At 73.5% G+C, this 16,586-nt stretch carries 17 protein-coding genes; 12 read left to right on the forward strand and 5 right to left on the reverse strand.

Features of this window, described 5'->3' with window-relative positions; genetic code table 11:
• The first annotated feature begins 111 nt into the window (after positions 1-111).
• The 3 genes from AB4Z02_RS15230 (at position 112) to AB4Z02_RS15240 (ending at position 2,913) form a co-directional block, all read left to right on the forward strand.
• The gene (locus tag AB4Z02_RS15230; RefSeq protein WP_369818870.1) at positions 112-1,347 is read left to right on the forward strand and encodes a PhoH family protein; all 1,236 of its coding nucleotides are present in this window, start codon (positions 112-114) and stop codon (positions 1,345-1,347) included.
• Positions 1,348-1,355: 8 nt separating this feature from the next.
• Positions 1,356-1,859, forward strand: a complete 504-nt coding sequence (locus AB4Z02_RS15235; protein ID WP_441971956.1) for a hypothetical protein — start codon at positions 1,356-1,358, stop codon at positions 1,857-1,859.
• A 304-nt stretch (positions 1,860-2,163) separates the two neighbouring features.
• Positions 2,164-2,913, forward strand: coding sequence for a hypothetical protein (locus AB4Z02_RS15240; RefSeq protein ID WP_156399787.1), 750 nt, complete (start codon positions 2,164-2,166; stop codon positions 2,911-2,913).
• Between the two features lie 177 nt (positions 2,914-3,090).
• Here AB4Z02_RS15240 and AB4Z02_RS15245 read toward each other — a convergent pair whose 3' ends face one another.
• Positions 3,091-4,551: a class II fumarate hydratase gene (locus tag AB4Z02_RS15245; RefSeq protein WP_441971958.1), complete on the reverse strand. Its 1,461-nt coding sequence runs from the start codon at positions 4,549-4,551 to the stop codon at positions 3,091-3,093.
• A 17-nt stretch (positions 4,552-4,568) separates the two neighbouring features.
• Positions 4,569-5,540: a type I pantothenate kinase gene (coaA, locus tag AB4Z02_RS15250; RefSeq protein WP_441971960.1), complete on the reverse strand. Its 972-nt coding sequence runs from the start codon at positions 5,538-5,540 to the stop codon at positions 4,569-4,571.
• A gap of 99 nt (positions 5,541-5,639) precedes the next feature.
• On the opposite strand from coaA, the gene glmS reads away from it, so the two are divergent.
• From glmS to tsaD, 9 genes are all read left to right on the forward strand, one after another.
• Positions 5,640-7,499, forward strand: coding sequence for a glutamine--fructose-6-phosphate transaminase (isomerizing) (glmS, locus tag AB4Z02_RS15255; RefSeq protein ID WP_441971961.1), 1,860 nt, complete (start codon positions 5,640-5,642; stop codon positions 7,497-7,499).
• A gap of 10 nt (positions 7,500-7,509) precedes the next feature.
• Positions 7,510-7,860: a holo-ACP synthase gene (locus AB4Z02_RS15260; protein WP_056882328.1), complete on the forward strand. Its 351-nt coding sequence runs from the start codon at positions 7,510-7,512 to the stop codon at positions 7,858-7,860.
• Position 7,861: 1 nt separating this feature from the next.
• A complete protein-coding gene (locus AB4Z02_RS15265) occupies positions 7,862-9,316 on the forward strand; it encodes a bifunctional ADP-dependent NAD(P)H-hydrate dehydratase/NAD(P)H-hydrate epimerase (RefSeq protein WP_441971963.1) in 1,455 nt (484 codons plus the stop codon).
• A gap of 64 nt (positions 9,317-9,380) precedes the next feature.
• A complete protein-coding gene (gene alr / locus AB4Z02_RS15270) occupies positions 9,381-10,565 on the forward strand; it encodes an alanine racemase (protein WP_441971964.1) in 1,185 nt (394 codons plus the stop codon).
• Positions 10,562-11,737: an alpha/beta fold hydrolase gene (locus tag AB4Z02_RS15275; RefSeq protein WP_441971966.1), complete on the forward strand. Its 1,176-nt coding sequence runs from the start codon at positions 10,562-10,564 to the stop codon at positions 11,735-11,737. Before alr ends, AB4Z02_RS15275 begins: the two co-directional genes overlap by 4 nt.
• A 34-nt stretch (positions 11,738-11,771) precedes the next feature.
• Positions 11,772-12,329, forward strand: coding sequence for a tRNA (adenosine(37)-N6)-threonylcarbamoyltransferase complex ATPase subunit type 1 TsaE (gene tsaE / locus AB4Z02_RS15280; protein ID WP_200949189.1), 558 nt, complete (start codon positions 11,772-11,774; stop codon positions 12,327-12,329).
• Complete coding sequence (tsaB, locus tag AB4Z02_RS15285) at positions 12,329-13,003, forward strand: tRNA (adenosine(37)-N6)-threonylcarbamoyltransferase complex dimerization subunit type 1 TsaB (RefSeq protein ID WP_056882332.1); 675 nt, start codon at positions 12,329-12,331, stop codon at positions 13,001-13,003. The genes tsaE and tsaB overlap by 1 nt, the downstream gene beginning before the upstream one ends.
• Entirely contained in the window at positions 13,000-13,449 is a 450-nt protein-coding gene (gene rimI, locus AB4Z02_RS15290; protein WP_441971968.1) for a ribosomal protein S18-alanine N-acetyltransferase, read from the forward strand. The genes tsaB and rimI overlap by 4 nt, the downstream gene beginning before the upstream one ends.
• A complete protein-coding gene (gene tsaD / locus AB4Z02_RS15295) occupies positions 13,446-14,495 on the forward strand; it encodes a tRNA (adenosine(37)-N6)-threonylcarbamoyltransferase complex transferase subunit TsaD (RefSeq protein ID WP_056882334.1) in 1,050 nt (349 codons plus the stop codon). The genes rimI and tsaD overlap by 4 nt, the downstream gene beginning before the upstream one ends.
• 52 nt (positions 14,496-14,547) lie before the next feature.
• Here the strand turns inward: tsaD and AB4Z02_RS15300 are convergent, their stop codons facing one another.
• From AB4Z02_RS15300 to AB4Z02_RS15310, 3 genes are all read right to left on the reverse strand, one after another.
• Complete coding sequence (locus AB4Z02_RS15300) at positions 14,548-15,837, reverse strand: glycoside hydrolase family 3 N-terminal domain-containing protein (protein WP_235531309.1); 1,290 nt, start codon at positions 15,835-15,837, stop codon at positions 14,548-14,550.
• A 45-nt stretch (positions 15,838-15,882) separates the two neighbouring features.
• A complete protein-coding gene (locus AB4Z02_RS15305) occupies positions 15,883-16,266 on the reverse strand; it encodes a GntR family transcriptional regulator (protein ID WP_056882335.1) in 384 nt (127 codons plus the stop codon).
• Positions 16,263-16,586: hypothetical protein (locus AB4Z02_RS15310; protein ID WP_441971970.1), on the reverse strand; the 324-nt coding region annotated here is incomplete at its 5' end. The genes AB4Z02_RS15310 and AB4Z02_RS15305, both read right to left, overlap by 4 nt.

The raw sequence follows: 16,586 nt of genomic DNA on the forward strand, positions 1-16,586 counted from the left end.
GCGGCCGCACCCCGGGTCTCCCCGGCGCCCAAGCGCAGGAGCAAGGGCAGGACCCCTGACTTCCGGACGTTCGTGCTCGACACCTCGGTGCTGCTGTCCGACCCCCGCGCCATGCTGCGGTTCAAGGAGCACGAGGTCGTCCTGCCGGTCGTGGTCGTGACCGAGCTCGAGGCCAAGCGGCACCACCCGGAGCTCGGCTACTTCGCCCGGCAGGCGCTGCGGCTGCTCGACGACCTGCGCGTGCGGGAGGGCCGGCTCGACGCGCCCGTCACGGTCGGGGACGACGGCGGCACCCTGCGGGTGGAGCTCAACCACACCGACCCCAGCTCGCTCCCGGCCGGGTTCCGGCTCGGCGACAACGACACCCGCATCCTGGCCGTGGCCAAGAACCTGTCCAACGAGGGCTTCGACGTCACCGTCGTGAGCAAGGACCTCCCCATGCGGGTCAAGGCCTCCGCGGTGGGTATGGCCGCGGAGGAGTACCGCGCCGAGCTCGCGGTCGACTCCGGCTGGACCGGGATGGCCGAGCTCGACGTGACCGTCGAGGAGATGGACGCTCTCTACGAGCACGGGCGCGTCGAGAACGCCGCCGCCGCCGAGATGCCGTGCCACACCGGCCTCGTCCTGCTCTCGCCGCGGGGAAGCGGTCTGGGGCGGGTCGGCGCCGACAAGCAGATCCGTCTCGTGCGCGGCGACCGCGACGCCTTCGGGCTCCACGGCCGCAGCGCCGAGCAGCGGATCGCGCTCGACCTGCTGCTCGACCCCGACGTGGGCATCCTGTCGCTCGGCGGCCGTGCGGGCACCGGCAAGTCGGCCCTGGCGCTGTGTGCCGGGCTCGAGGCCGTGATGGAACGACGCCAGCAGCGCAAGGTCGTCGTCTTCCGCCCGCTCTACGCGGTCGGCGGCCAGGAGCTCGGCTACCTGCCCGGCAGCGAGTCCGAGAAGATGGGGCCCTGGGCGCAGGCGGTGTTCGACACGCTCGGCGCGCTGGTCTCCCACGAGGTCGTCGAGGAGGTCATGGACCGCGGGATGCTCGAGGTCCTGCCCCTGACCCACATCCGCGGGCGCTCGCTGCACGACGCGTTCGTCATCGTCGACGAGGCGCAGAGCCTGGAGCGCAACGTGCTCCTCACCGTGCTGTCCCGCGTCGGCCAGAACTCCCGCGTCGTCCTCACCCACGACGTCGCCCAGCGCGACAACCTGCGGGTCGGCCGCCACGACGGCGTCGCCGCGGTGATCGAGGCGCTCAAGGGCCACCCCCTGTTCGCGCACGTCACCCTGACCCGCAGCGAGCGCAGCCCCATCGCAGCCCTGGTCACCGACCTGCTCGAAGGCCTCGAGATCTGAGGCCTTTGGTGGCCGCTCGACACCCCGAGATCGAAGCGCCGGTCACGCCCAGGCGTGGCCGGCGCTTCGTCGTGGCTGCGGCACTCGGGGGCACGGTGCTCGTGGCGCTCCTCGCCGCCGGCTGCTCGGGGGAGCCGGAGACGCCACGGGGGTACGAGCAGGTCGGCACGGCCGACGGCGCGACCCTGTACGCGAGGCGCGAGGGTTCCGATCGCGTCAGCGTGATCCTGCGGAGCGGCTCGGCCGGGGTCGTCTGCAACTCCTCCGGTCCGGTCGTCGTCGGTGACGGGTCCACGCCGCCACTGGCCCTGTGCGACGACACGAGCCCCGACACGTATTCGTACGTGCTTCCCGTGCCCCGTGAGGGCGTCTGGACCGCCGCGGCGACCTGCGACAAGACCTCCGGGTCGCCCGTGCCGGTCAGTCGCGTGGTGGCCCCGACGGCGTGGTCCTACGACTTCCTCGTCGCCGTCCGACCGATGCCGTTCGCCGGGATCACCGTCTGCCGGTAGGCGGCCCCGGAGGGCGTGGCGGTCGGCGGCCGCGGGTGACCGAGGCCGGGACCTTCGGCCCTACCGTGGCGTGGGCTCGTTCATGCCCAGACACCCGAGAATCGGACGAACGGCCCATCTTCTGGTCACAGGACTCACATCCGTCACTCTGGTCTGTGGACGATTTCGGAACCGGCCACCCCCTCGGGTAAAGTCTCGGTTTCATAACGAGCGCCGGGTATGGATGCAGGGCCCCGCGCAGCTCCGTCCCCCCGGCACCGAACGAGGCCACCCACGAGGTGGCCTCTCCCTTGGAGGAACCTGTATGAGCACGCCCTACCAGGGCCGTCACCGCAACGCGGCGACCCACGGCAGGACGACCTCTCGGTCCTCTGTCCTCACCCGTTCGCTGCGCCGCCCCGCAGTGACCTCCAGCCTGCTGCTGGCCGTCGTGGCGACCACCGCGGCCGGCTACCAGGCCACGGACCAGCGCCAGACCGGCACTGCGGCCTTCACGGTGAGCACGGAGGCGGTCGCGCAGGCCAACGAGCTGGCCGACGCGCAGATCGAGGACACGGCCCGCCTGGCCGCCGACCGCAACGACACCAACGCGAGCATCGCCGCCGTGCAGGAGCAGGACCGGCAGAAGGCGGTCGTCGCCGCCAAGGCCGCTGCCGCCGCCCGCCGCGAGGCCGCCGCCAAGGTGGCGCGCGAGAAGGCCCGCCAGGCGCTCGCGGCCAAGAAGCAGGCGCTGGTCGCCAACGCGCAGAAGGACCCCCGCGCCGCGGCCCGCGCGCTGCTCGGCGACTACGGCTTCGACGACGGCCAGTGGAGCTGTCTGGACAACCTCTGGAACGGCGAGAGCGGCTGGCGCTTCACCGCCGAGAACTCCAGCTCCGGCGCCTACGGCATCCCGCAGTCGCTCCCCGGTTCGAAGATGGGCAGCGTGGGCGCCGACTGGCGCACCAACCCCGTCACCCAGATCAAGTGGGGACTGCAGTACATCCGCTCCTCCTACGGCACCCCGTGCAACGCGTGGGACCAGTGGCAGAGCCGCTCCCCGCACTGGTACTGAGCCACCGCAGCTGACGAACGCCGCCCCCGCCTGTCGGGGGCGGCGTTCTGCGTTGCGCCCCGCCCCTATGTGCCGAGGTCCCAGACCTCGGGCCATGCGGCCGCCCGTGCCCCGAAGTCCCAGACCTCGGGCCATGCGGCCGCCCGTGCCCCGAAGTCCCAGACCTCGGGGCCGGAGCTACCGAGGGGGGCGGGCCATGGCCAGCACGTCGAGGGCCTCGTCGAGCTGTGCCTCGGTGAGCTCGCCACGCTCGACGTGACCGCGTTCGATGACGACGTCGCGGATCGAGCGGCGCTCCTTGATCGACTGCTTCGCCACCGCGGCGGCCGCCTCGTAGCCGATGTAGCGGTTGAGCGGGGTGACGATCGAGGGTGAGCCCTGGGCGAGCTCGAGGGCGCGCTCGCGGTCGGCCTCGATGCCGTCGACGCACCGGTCGGCGAGCAGCCGTGAGGTGGTCGACAGCAGCGTCGTCGACTCGAGCACCGTCTGCGCCATCAGGGGCAGCATGACGTTGAGCTCGAAGGCGCCGGAGGCCCCGGCGAGGGTGATCGTCGTGTCGTTGCCGATGACCCGGGCGCAGGCCATGAGGGTCGCCTCGGGAATCACGGGGTTGACCTTGCCCGGCATGATGCTCGACCCCGGCTGGAGGTCGGGCAGGTGGATCTCGCCGAGACCGCTGCGCGGGCCGGACGACATCCAGCGCAGGTCGTTGCAGATCTTGGTCAGGCTGACGGCCACCACCTTGAGCGCGCCGCTCAGCTCGACCACGGCGTCCTGGGCCGACTGGGCCTCGAAGTGGTCGGCCGCCTCCCGGAACTCCACTCCCGTGCGCTCGCTCACCCTCGCGATGACGGCTGCGGCGAAGCCGGGCGCGGCGTTGAGACCTGTCCCTGCGGCGGTGCCGCCCAGCGGCAGCTCCGCGGTGGCCTGCGCCGCGACGAGGACCCGTTCGGCCCCGAGCTCGACCTGCCGGGCGTAGCCGCCGAACTCCTGCCCCAGGGTCACGGGCACGGCGTCCATGAGGTGCGTGCGCCCCGCCTTCACGACGTCGGCGAGCTCCTGCTCCTTGGCCCGCAGGGCGTGCGCGAGGTGGACCAGCGCCGGCGCCAGCTCCTGGTGGACGGCCAGCGTCGCCGCCATGCGCAGCGCGCTGGGGAAGGTGTCGTTGCTGGACTGGCCGGCGTTGACGTGGTCGTTGGGGTGGACCGCCTCACCGGTCGCGAGGTGGGCGAGCCGGGCGACCACCTCGTTGACGTTCATGTTGGTCGACGTGCCCGAGCCGGTCTGGAAGACGTCGATCGGGAACTGGTCGTCGTGGCGCCCGTCGGCGACCTCCTCCGCGGCCGCGGTGATGGCCTCGGCGCGCGCCCCGTCGAGGACGCCGAGCTCCGCGTTGACCGTGGCCGCCGCACCCTTGAGCAGGGCGAGGGCGTGGACCACACCGGCCGGCACGCGCTGGCCGGAGATCGGGAAGTTGTCGACGGCCCGCGCGGTCTGGGCACCCCACAGGGCGTCGAGCGGCACCTGGACGTCACCCATCGAGTCGTGCTCGGTCCGGGTGGCCGGCGCCGGCAGGGAGGTGGCGGACGCGGAGGCAGAGGCGGAGGTGGGCTGGGTCGGGTCGGCGGCAGGCTCCATACCCGCCATTCTGCGCCCTACAGCTTGCGGAGGCGGAGCCTGCGGACGCTGTGGTCCCTGCCCTTGGACAGCACGAGGGTGGCGCGGCTGCGCGTGGGGAGGACGTTCTCGCGCAGGTTGACCTCGTTGATCTCGGCCCAGATCCGCGCGGCCCGTGCGCGGGCCTCGTCGTCGGAGAGTGCGGCGTACCGGTGGAAGTAGGAGTCGGGGTCGGCGAAGGCGGTCTCGCGCAGGCGCAGGAACCGCTCGACGTACCAGTGGCGGATGTCGTCGAGGTGGGCGTCGACGTAGACCGAGAAGTCGAAGAAGTCGCTGACGGCCATGCCCGTGCGGCCGTCGTGCTGCAGGCGCGGCGCCTGGAGCACGTTGAGGCCCTCGACGATGAGGACGTCGGGCTGCCGCACCACGGCCTGCTCGCCGGCGACGATGTCGTAGGTGAGGTGGGAGTAGACGGGGGCGGTCACCTCTGCCTTGCCGGCCTTCACCTCGGCGACGAAGCGCAGCAGCGACCGTCGGTCGTAGGACTCGGGAAAGCCCTTGCGCTGCAACAGGTTGCGGCGTTCGAGCTCGGCGTTGGGCCAGAGGAACCCGTCGGTGGTGACGAGCTCGACCCGGGGCGTGCCGGGCCAGCGGGAGAGCAGCTCCTGCAGCAGGCGGGCGGTGGTCGACTTGCCGACCGCGACCGACCCGGCGACGCCGATGATGAACGGGGTCTTGGCCGGGCGCTCGCCGAGGAAGTCACCGGTGATGCGGTGCAGCCGGGCGGTGGCGGCGACGTAGAAGCTGAGCAGCCGCGACAGCGGCAGGTAGACCTCCTCGACCTCGGCGAGGTCGATCCGCTCGCCGAGGCCCTGCAGCCGCGCGAGGTCCGTGGCGTCGAGGCTCAGCGGCTGGTTCTCCCGCAGGCGGGCCCACGCGGCCCGGTCCAGCTCGACGTACGGCGAGGGGAGGGCGGTGTGGTTCGCGGCGGGATGCGTCACGCGCGACATTGTGGACCACGAGCCGTCCCGCCCCGCCGAGGTGCGACACCTCGGCCCGCCGCTCGCCGGATGCCGTGGCCGTGCTGGTGGGCCGTTAGGCTGCACCGCATGTGTGGAATCGTGGGTTACGTCGGCCCCATCGCGGACGGCAAGGCACTGGACGTCGTCATGGAGGGCCTGGCCCGCCTCGAGTACCGGGGCTATGACTCCGCCGGTGTGGCCCTGGTCACCGAGACCGGCGTCGCGAGCGAGAAGCGGGCGGGCAAGCTGGTCAACCTCCAGGGCGCCCTCGACGCGGACCACCTCCCGGGCGCCACGACGGGCATCGGCCACACCCGCTGGGCCACTCACGGCGGCCCCACCGACCAGAACGCCCACCCGCACCGCGCGGGTGAGGACGGCAAACTGGCCCTGATCCACAACGGCATCATCGAGAACTTCCACTCCCTCAAGAAGGGCCTGCTCGCCGAGGGCGTCGCCTTCGAGAGCGAGACCGACACCGAGGTGGCTGCCCACCTCGTGGCCCAGGCGTATGCCGAGACCGGTGACCTCACCGAGGCGATGAAGGCGGTCGTCAACCGGCTCGAGGGCGCGTTCACCCTGCTGGCCGTCCACGCCGACAGCCCGGGCGTCGTCGTCGGGGCCCGCCGCAACAGCCCGCTCGTCGTCGGCCTCGGCGAGGGCGAGAACTTCCTCGGCTCCGACGTGGCGGCCTTCATCGGCCACACCCGCCAGGCCCTGGAGCTCGGCCAGGACCAGATCGTCACGATCACCCCGGACTCCCACACGGTCATCAACTTCGACGGCACCCCGGCGGAGGGCAAGCCGTACGAGGTGACCTGGGACGCCGCGGCCGCCGAGAAGGGCGGCTACGCGACGTTCATGGAGAAGGAGATCCACGAGCAGCCGCACGCCGTGGGCGACACGCTCCTCGGTCGCACCGACATCGAGGGCCGGCTCGTGCTCGACGACATGTCGATCACCGAGGACCAGCTCAAGGACGTCGACCGCATCATCATCGTCGCCTGTGGCACCGCCGCCTACGCGGGCATGGTCGCGAAGTACGCCATCGAGCACTGGACCCGCATCCCGGTCGAGGTGTCGCTGGCGCACGAGTTCCGCTACAGCGACCCGATCGCCAGCGAGCGCACCCTCGTGGTCAGCATCAGCCAGTCCGGCGAGACCATGGACACGCTGATGGCCGTCAAGCACGCCCGGGAGCTGGGCGCGCTGACCCTCAGCATCTGCAACACCCACGGCTCGACCATCCCGCGAGAGTCCGACGCGGTCCTCTACACCCACGCCGGTCCCGAGATCGCCGTCGCGTCGACCAAGGCCTTCCTGGCGCAGATCACCGCCTGCTACGTCCTCGGCCTCTACCTCGCGCAGCTGCGCGGCGGCACGTTCGCCGACGACGCGCAGTCGGTGATGAAGGAGCTGCACGAGATCCCGGCCAAGCTCGAGGAGCTCCTCGGCCGCATGGACCGCGTCAAGGAGATCGCGCGGTTCATGGCCGACACCCGCTCGGTGCTGTTCCTCGGCCGCAACGTCGGCTACCCGGTGGCGATGGAGGGCGCACTCAAGCTCAAGGAGCTCGCCTACATCCACGCCGAGGGCTTCGCCGCGGGCGAGCTCAAGCACGGCCCGATCGCCCTCATCGACGCCGGCCAGCCGGTCTTCATCGTGGTGCCCGGGCCGGGTACGCCCCACGACCTGCACAAGAAGGTCGTCTCCAACATCCAGGAGATCCGCGCCCGCGGCGCCCGCACCATCGTGGTCGCCGAGGACGGCGACGAGGACGTGGTGCCGTTCGCCGACGAGGTGATCCGCGTGCCCGCGACGTCGCCGCTGCTCGCCCCGCTGCTGACCGTCGTGCCGCTGCAGGTCTTCGCGCTGCACCTGTCGAGCGCCAAGGGCCTCGACGTCGACCAGCCGCGCAACCTGGCCAAGAGCGTCACGGTCGAGTGAGCGTCCGCCGGTGATCGTGGGCGTGGGCATCGACGTCGTCGACGTCGAGCGCTTCGGGCAGAGCCTGGAGCGGACCCCCGGGCTGCTCGAGCGCCTGTTCACCGAGGAGGAGCGCTCACTGCCCCTCAACTCGCTCGCCGCGAGGTTCGCCGCCAAGGAGGCCCTCGCCAAGGCGCTGGGGGCACCGGTCGGCCTGAACTGGCAGGACGCCACCGTGCGCCGGGGCGAGGACGGCCGGCCGCACCTGCACATCACGGGCACCGTCGAGGCACGCGCCGACGACCTCGGTGTCCACGCCTGGCACGTCTCCCTCTCCCACGACGCGGGCATCGCCTCCGCAGTCGTCGTCGCGGAGGGCTGAGGTGCTGCGCGCCTGGTCCGCCGACCGCGTCCGGTCCGCCGAGCAGGAGCTCATGGCGGGGCTCGAGGAGGGCGAGCTCATGGCCCGGGCCGCGCAGGGCGTCGCCGAGGTCTGCTCCGCGCGGCTGCACCAGGGCGGGGGCACCCGCGTGGTGGTGCTCGCCGGACCGGGCAACAACGGCGCCGACGCCCTGTATGCCGCGGCGCACCTCGCCGACGAGGGCTTCGCCTGCGTCGCCGTACGAGGCGACTGGCCCCTGGCCATCGGCGACGCCGACTCGTGGCTCGCAGCCGGCGTGCAGGTGCTCTCCAGCGACGACGACTGGGCGGCCCCGCTCGCGGAGGCCGACCTGGTGCTCGACGGGATCCTCGGGATCGGGGGCCGCCCCGGGCTGCCCGACGAGGCCGTCGCCTGGGTGGATGCCGTGCCGGCCGACGCCTACGTCGTGGCCGTCGACCTGCCCTCGGGGCAGGACCCGGCGGGCGAGCAGGCCCAGGACGAGGCGGTGTTCGCGGACGAGACGGTCACCTTCGCCGTCGCCAAGCCTGTCCACGTCCTGCCCGCGACCGAGCCGGCCGTGGGCCGGCTGACGGTCGTCGACATCGGGCTGGAGCTCGAGGGCGCGGCCGACGTGGAGCGGCTCGACTTCGCCGACGTGGCCGAGCTGTGGCCGGTGCCCCGCGCCAGCGACGACAAGTACTCCCGTGGGGTGCTCGGGGTCGTCGCCGGGGGAGAGGACTACACGGGTGCGCCCGTGCTGTGCTGCACCGCCGCGGTGGGCGCCGGTGTCGGCATGCTGCGCTACGTCGGGACCCCGGCACCGACGGGCCTCGTCCGGGCCGCGGTGCCCGAGGTCGTCATCGGCGACGGACGTGTGCAGGCCTGGGTCGTGGGCCCCGGTCTCGACACGACCTCCCGCGCGAAGGGCAGCAAGGCCCAGCTCGACGTCGCCCGCGCCGCCCTGGCCTCCGACCTGCCGGTGCTCGTGGACGCCGGCGGCCTCGACCTCGTGACCGGGCGCCGTCAGGCCCCCACCCTTCTGACGCCCCACGCCGGCGAGCTCGCTCGTCTCCTGACCCGCCTCGACGAGACCTCCGACGAGGTCACCCGCGAGCAGGTCCAGGCCTCTCCACTCGCACACGCCCGCCGGGCCGCGACGCTGACCGGCGCCACGGTGCTGCTCAAGGGCGCGACGACCCTCGTGGTCCCGCCGGAGGGCACGGTCCGCTCGCAGGCCGACGCTCCTGCCTGGACCGCGACCGCCGGCGCAGGCGACGTCCTCGCCGGTGTCTGCGGGGCCCTGCTGGCCGCCGGACTCTCCCCGCTGGACGCCGGCTCCGTCGGCGCGCTGGTCCACGGGGTGGCCGCCGACCGAGCCAACCCCGGTGGTCCCGTCCGCGCACTGGCGCTGGCTCACGCCGTACCCGGCACGGTCGCCCACCTGCTCACCCGCTGACCTGCGCCGGCGCCACGGACGCCCTCCGAGACCGGCCGGAGCACCCGTGGAAGACTGGAGGGCGATGACCACCGACACGGCGTCCAGCAGCCCCCTCGCCCCGGCCCCGCCGGGGTTTCCCGCGTGCGCCCAGGTCGACCTCGGCGCCATCAGCGCCAACGTCGCCGCCCTGCGCCGCCACGCGCCCACGGCCGAGCTCATGGCCGTGGTCAAGGCCGACGCCTACGGCCACGGGCTCGTCCCCAGTGCCCGCGCGGCGCTGCGCGGCGGCGCGACCTGGCTCGGCGTCGCCCAGCTCGGCGAGGCGCTGGAGCTGCGTCGTGCGGGCGTGACGGCCCCCCTCCTGTCGTGGCTGCACGTGCCGGGACAGGACTTCGCCGGGGCGCTCGAGCAGGACGTCCAGCTCGGGATCTCCACGACCTGGGCGCTCGACCAGGCGGTCGACGCCGCCCGGTCCACCGGCCGCACCGCGCGCATCCACCTCAAGGTCGACACCGGGCTGGGGCGCAACGGTGCCTGGGACGCCGACCTGGTGGCGATCCTCGAGCGGGTCGCGGCGCTGGAGTCCGAGCAGCTCCTCGACGTCGTCGGGATCTTCTCCCACTTCGCCTACGCCGACGCCCCGCAGCACCCCACCGTGCGGGCGCAGCAGGAGCGGTTCGAGGGCATCGTCGAGCAGGCGGCCCGCGCGGGGGTGCGACCCCCGGTGCGCCACCTGGCCAACTCCGCGGCGACCCTGACCAACGACTCGGCCCACTACGACCTCGTGCGCCCCGGCCTCGCGGTCTACGGCCTCTCCCCGGTGCCCGACCTCGGGTCGCCGGAGGACTTCGGGCTGCGCGAGGCGATGCGCCTGCTGTCGCACCTGTCCAGCGTCAAGGACTGCCCCGCCGGGCAGGGCATCTCCTACGGCCACGTCTACACCACGAGCGAGCAGACCCGGCTCGGCCTCGTGCCCATGGGCTACTCCGACGGCGTACCGCGCCACGCCACCAACGTGGGTCCGGTCCAGGTGGCCGGGCGCCGGCACACGGTGGCCGGCCGCGTCTGCATGGACCAGTTCGTCCTCGACCTCGGCCCCGAGAGCCCGACCCGGGCCGGTGACGAGGTGGTGCTGTTCGGCGTCGGGGCCGCGGGGGAGCCGACGGCCCAGGACTGGGCGGTGGCCGTCGACACCATCAACTACGAGATCGTCACCCGGGTGGGCGCCAAGGTGCCCCGGGTCCACCTCGACGAGGTGCCTTCGTGACCCCACCTCCAAGCCGGGGCCTGGTCGGGCTCGGTATCGGGCTCGCCGCTGCCGGCGTCGCGACCGCGGCCGGTGTCGCGGCGGGCCGGGTCAACCGCGAGCGCACCGCCCGCCTGTCCGTCCTCGCCCCCGCCGGAGCCTACGGCCACGTCGCCGGCCGTGAGCTGGCCGTGGTCGCGGACGACGGCGTGCCGCTGCACGTCGAGGTCGACGAGCCCGCCGACGACGCCGCCCGCGAGGGCGCCCCCACCGTCGTCCTCTCCCACGGCTACACGCTGAGCCTGCGCAGCTGGGTGCTCCAGCGCAAGGCGCTCACCCGGGCCGGGTACCGCGTCGTGCTGTGGGACCAGCGCAGCCACGGCCGCTCGGAGGTGGCTGACAGCGAGTCGTGCACCATCGACCAGCTCGGCCGCGACCTGCACCGCGTCATCGAGGAGGTCGTCCCCGAGGGGCCGCTCGCCCTGGTCGGCCACTCCATGGGCGGCATGACGATGATGTCGATGGCCGAGCAGTTCCCCGAGGTGGTGCGCGAGCGCGTGGTCGCCGCGGCGTTCGTCGCCACCAGCGCCGGCGGGACCAACATGATGACGCTGGGGTTCGGGCAGTTCGTGGGCCGGTTCCTGGGCCGGCTGGGGCCCCGGTTCCTCGCCCGCATGAGCACCCAGCAGAAGCTCGTGGACACCGCGCGCCGCCTCGGTCGTGACGTCGAGGACCTCATCGTCGACCACTACAGCTTCGCCTCGCCGGTGGCCCAGCACACCGTCCGCTACACCGGCGACATGATCATGGGGACGCCGCTGCAGGTGATGGCCGACTTCCTGCCGTCGATCAACGTGCACGACAAGCAGGCGGCCCTCGCGCAGTTCCACGGGATCGAGACCCTCGTCGTCAACGGCCAGCAGGACCTGCTCACGCCGCCGGACCACTCCGAGGCGATCGTGCGCCTCGTCCCCGGTGCCGAGCACGTGGTCGTCGAGGACGCCGGGCACATCATCATGCTCGAGCACCCCGAGGTCGTCACCGAGCAGCTGCTCGAGCTCATCGACCGCGGCATGCGGGCGGCCACCGCTCACGTCGACATCGAGCGCAAGCCGCGCGTACGTCGCACCGTCACCGACCTGTCGAAGCGCCGCCGGGTCGCCAAGGCGCGAAGGAGTGGACGCAGTGCCTGACACCACCCCCGACCCCCGCGAGGTCGCCGGCCCCCTGCTGACGACCTCGGGCCAGACCCGCGCGTGGGGTGCCCGGCTGGCGGCCCTCCTGCGCGCCGGCGACCTCGTGGTGCTGACCGGAGGGCTGGGTGCCGGCAAGACGACGCTCACCCAGGGCATCGGCCAGGGCCTCGGCATCCGCGGGCCCGTCACGTCGCCGACGTTCGTCATCGCCCGGGTCCACCCGTCGCTGGTCGACGGCCCGCCGCTCGTCCACGTCGACGCCTACCGGCTGGGCGGGTTCGCCGAGCTCGACGACCTCGACCTCGATGCCACCCTCGACGACTCGGTCACCATCGTCGAGTGGGGCCACGGCCTCGCCGAGGACCTCACCGACGACCGCCTCGAGGTGCTCCTCGACGGTGAGGACACCCGTACCGTCCGCGTCGTCCCGCACGGCGCCCGGTGGGTGGACGTCGACCTCACGACCCTGACCGAGCCGGTGCCCCTGCCGGTGCTCAGCCCCTTCGACGACGCTCCGGCCGACGACGAACTCTCCGACGACGCTCCGGCCGACGACGCGCCCGCCCACGACTCCACGGAAGAGGCCTGATGCTGATCCTGGCCATCGACACCTCGACCTCCGCGATCACCGTCGCCCTGCGTGGTGACGGGATCGCTTCCAGCGCAACGGTCCTCGACGCCCGAGGCCACTCCGAGCACGTCGCCCCCCTCGTGCGGCGCTGCCTCGAGACGGCCCACCGCGAGCCGTCCGACGTGACCGACGTGGTCGTCGGCAACGGCCCCGGCCCGTTCACCGGGCTGCGCGTCGGCATCGTGACGGGCACGGTCTTCGCCCACGCCCGCGACATACCGGTCCACGGCGTGTGCAGCCTCGACGCCCTGGCCGTCGACGCGGCGGCCCAGGTCGGCGCGGGCGAGTTCCTCGTGGCGACCGACGCCCGCCGCAAGGAGGTGTACTGGGCGCGGTACACCGTCGGCGACGGTGACCTCGCCGGGGCGCCGCGGCCCCGGCGACTCACCGACCCCGCCGTCGACCGCCCGGCCGACCTGCCCGAGGACGTGCGGTCGCTGCCCACCGCGGGCCGCGGGCCGGCGCTGTACCCCGAGCTCTTCCCCCATGCCCTCGGCGCGCACGACGTGCAGGCCGCCTCCCTCGCCCTGCTGGGTGAGGTGCTCCTGGGTGAGGGCGAGTCGCTGCCGGTCGAGCCCCTCTACCTGCGGCGCCCCGACGCGCTCACCACGGCCGAGCGGGCCCGCGCATGAGGGACGTCCACTGGACCGACATCCCCCAGCTGGCTGCCCTGGAGGCCGAGCTGTTCCCCGACGACGCCTGGAGCGAGCCCACGTGGTGGGCCGAGCTGGCCGGCCGTCCCCGACGCGCCTACGTCGTCGAGGAGGAGGCCGGGCAGGTGCTCGGGTACGCCGGGATCGACCTCGGTGGTGAGGTGGCCGACGTCATGACCATGGCTGTCGCTCCCGCCGCGCGCGGACGTGGCCTCGGCCGGCGGCTGCTCGACGAGCTCGTCGCCCGGGCCCGCGAGGACCACGCCGAGCACCTCATGCTGGAGGTCCGCGCCGACAACGACGTGGCTCGAAACCTGTACGACAGCAACGGCTTCGAGGTGCTGACCGTTCGCCGCCGCTACTACCAGCCGGGCGACGTCGACGCCCACGTCATGCGACTCACCCTCGAAGGAGCACACTCGTGAGTGCCGACCAGCCGCTCGTCCTCGGGCTCGAGACGTCCTGCGACGAGACCGGTGTCGGGATCGTGCGCGGCGAGGAGCTGCTCGTCGACGCGATCGCGAGCAGTGTCGACGAGCACGCGCGGTTCGGCGGCGTCGTGCCCGAGGTGGCCAGCCGTGCGCACCTCGAGGCGATGATCCCCACGATCGAACGGGCCACCCGGCAGGCCGGGGTGCGACTCGACGACCTCGACGCGATCGCCGTCACCTCCGGGCCCGGCCTCGCCGGCACGCTCATGGTCGGCGTGGCCGCTGCCAAGTCGCTGGCCGTGGCGCTCGGCAAGCCCCTGTACGGCGTGAACCACCTCGCCTCCCACGTCGCCGTCGACATCGTCGAGCACGGGCCGCTGCCCGAGCCGACCCTGGCGATGCTCGTCTCGGGCGGCCACTCCTCGCTGCTGCTGGTGCCGGACGTCACCCACGACGTGCGGTCGCTCGGCTCCACCATCGACGACGCCGCGGGCGAGGCGTTCGACAAGGTGGCCCGCGTGCTGGGGCTGCCGTTCCCCGGGGGGCCGCACATCGACCGCGTGGCCCGCGAGGGCGACCGGGTGGCCATCGACTTCCCGCGTGGCCTCACCGCCGGCCGGGACATGGACCGGCACCGGTTCGACTTCTCGTTCTCAGGCCTCAAGACCGCGGTGTCGCGGTGGGTGCAGGCCCGGGAGGCGTCCGGCGAGCCCGTGCCGGTCGCTGACGTCGCCGCGTCGTTCCAGGAGGCGGTCACCGACGTGCTGACGCGCAAGGCGGTCCTCGCCTGCCGCGAGCACGGCGTCGAGCACCTCCAGATCGGGGGCGGCGTGGCCGCGAACTCCCGTCTCCGGGCCATGGCCCAGGAGCGCTGCGACGCCGCGGGCATCACGCTGCGCGTGCCGCGCCCCGGTCTGTGCACCGACAACGGCGCCATGGTGGCAGCCCTCGGCGCGCAGATGGTGCTCAAGGGTCGCGCGCCGTCCGACCTGTCCCTGCCCGCCGACTCCTCGATGCCGGTCACCCTGGTCCAGTCCTGACCGGACCTGACCCGGATGGCTCACCGCCCGGCGGGCAGTCAGAGGTCGGAGGTCAGCCGCAGCGGACGAGGCCGAACGTGGCCTTGAGGTCGAGCACCCGGGCCGCCGCGGCGTCGACCTGGGCCGCGAAGGCCCTGCTCTGGGCGCGCTTCGCCGCGATGGCCGAGAGCATGGTCGAGGCCTGGCCGGCGTCGGCAGTCAGGACGATGTCGCCGCCGGCAGAGATGAACCGGGTCGCCCGCTGGCCCACCGGCACGGCGGCCACCGCGCGGGCGGCACCCACGTCGTCGGTGATGACGACGCCACGGAAGCGAAGGCTGCCGCGCAGCAGGTCGGTCACCACCGCCCTGGAGAACATCGCCTGGTGGTTCGGGTCGATCCGCGGGTACCAGGCCGAGGACACCATGACGACCGGGGCTCCGGCGGCGATGCCCGCCTGGAACGGCGCGAGGTAGGGGTCGCCTGCCCTGGTCGTGGGGTCGGTGATGCCGGAGGTGGTGACGTCGGTGTTGCCGGTCACCCTTCCCAGGCCGGGGAAGTGCTTGAGCGTGGGCACCACGCCGCCGGCGACGGAGCCGCGCACGAACGCGGCGACGTACCGGGCGTTGGTGCTCGGTGAGCCGGGCGCGAAGTCTCGGTGGTAGCGCCCGATGGGCTGGTTGGCCGAGCCCAGCGAGGTGGGGACGGTGTCGGCCACCGGGGCGAGGTTGATGGTGACGCCGGCGCGGGCGAGCTGGTGCGACCAGGTGCGGACCGCGGCCTGCTCGGACGTCGTACCCAGCGTGGCCTGGGTGCGCGCGGAGGGCATGGTGTCGAAGCCCGGGCCCTTCAGCTGCTGGACCTCGCCACCCTCCTGGTCGGCGGCCACGAGCAGGCTGCCGTGGGCGGCGTCCTGCAGCCGCGCCGAGATCCGCGCCATCGAGGCGGTGCCGCCGGACCACCCGCCGAGGTAGATGACGCCGCCGAGGTGCTGTGCCCGCACCTGGGCCGCGAGCTGGGTAGAGCTGCCGCTGGGCTGCAGCCCGACCATGAGCAGCTGCCCGGCCCGCTGCGACGGCGTCATGGCGGCCGCGAGCCGCTGGCCGCAGGTGCGTGACGGGGTGGTGGTCGACGAGGTGGAGGTCCTCGAGGAGGTCGCGGGGCGTGACGTCGTGGTCGTCGTCGTCCCCTGCGTCGACGAGCTCGTCGAGGTGCTCGGGGCCGTGCCCGTCCGGGTGCCGGCGCCACCACCCGTCGACGTCGCGGACGGCGCAGGCGAGCCGGTCGAACAGCTGGTGGCGAGCAGGGCCGCGGCGCCGAGGGTGCTGAGCGTCCGCAGGGGTCGCAGGGCTCGTGCACTCACCCGACGAACCTATCCCGCCGGCTCGCGCAGCCGCAGACGTGCAGGTCAGGAGGTGAGCGGCGGGAAGCGTCCCAGCTGCGTGCGCACGGCCCGCAGCGCGTCGTCGTCGGAGAGGCCGAGGTGCCGGGCGACCAGGGCGAAGCTGCGCGCTGCCTCCTCGACCTGGTCGCGGGTGTGGCCCGCGGTGCCGCGTACCGGGGCCACGAGGGTGCCGTGTCGCACGCGGCTGGTGACCAGCCCTTCGCCCTCGAGCTCCCGAAAGGCCCGCGCCACCGTCCCGGGGGCCAGGGCCAGGTCGCTGGCGAGCTGGCGGATGCTCGGCAGCCTGGTGCCGGTCGCGAGCGCGCCCGACCGGATGAGGTCGGCGAGCTGCGCCCGGAGCTGTTCGTACGCCGGGACGGCGCTGTCGGGGTCGACGTCGATGTTCACGGGACTGCCGGGGCGCGGGTGGGCCCGGGCCGGACGGCCCGGCGGGCCGGGCTGGGGCGGACGGCCACGAGCCAGCCGACCACCACAGTGAGGAGGAGGGCCGCGACGCTCGTCCCCGCCCAGGCGCCGGAGCTCCTCTCGAACGTCGTGCCCAGGAGCCCCAGGAGGCTCGCTGCGGGGTACCCGGCGGCGACGACCGCCGAACCCGCGAGGACGTTGGCGCTCCGGGCGCGCAGGGCGTCGTCGGCGGCGAGCAGGTCGCCGTCGACGGCCGGCTGGGGGCGCGAGGCCACGCGGCGCAGGGTGGCGGTGACGGCGGC

This window comes from Pedococcus sp. 2YAF34 (genome assembly GCF_052114585.1).
In the GTDB taxonomy this organism is placed as follows: domain Bacteria; phylum Actinomycetota; class Actinomycetes; order Actinomycetales; family Dermatophilaceae; genus Pedococcus.

Bases quoted from the DNA above. Each gene is read 5' to 3' on its own strand.
- AB4Z02_RS15245 (WP_441971958.1), bottom strand. From the start codon at position 4,551: ATGGAGCCTGCCGCCGACCCGACCCAGCCCACCTCCGCCTCTGCCTCC.
- AB4Z02_RS15230 (WP_369818870.1), top strand. From the start codon at position 112: ATGCTGCGGTTCAAGGAGCACGAGGTCGTCCTGCCGGTCGTGGTCGTG.
- alr (WP_441971964.1), top strand. From the start codon at position 9,381: ATGACCACCGACACGGCGTCCAGCAGCCCCCTCGCCCCGGCCCCGCCG.
- coaA (WP_441971960.1), bottom strand. From the start codon at position 5,540: ATGTCGCGCGTGACGCATCCCGCCGCGAACCACACCGCCCTCCCCTCG.
- AB4Z02_RS15240 (WP_156399787.1), top strand. From the start codon at position 2,164: ATGAGCACGCCCTACCAGGGCCGTCACCGCAACGCGGCGACCCACGGC.
- glmS (WP_441971961.1), top strand. From the start codon at position 5,640: ATGTGTGGAATCGTGGGTTACGTCGGCCCCATCGCGGACGGCAAGGCA.
- tsaB (WP_056882332.1), top strand. From the start codon at position 12,329: ATGCTGATCCTGGCCATCGACACCTCGACCTCCGCGATCACCGTCGCC.
- rimI (WP_441971968.1), top strand. From the start codon at position 13,000: ATGAGGGACGTCCACTGGACCGACATCCCCCAGCTGGCTGCCCTGGAG.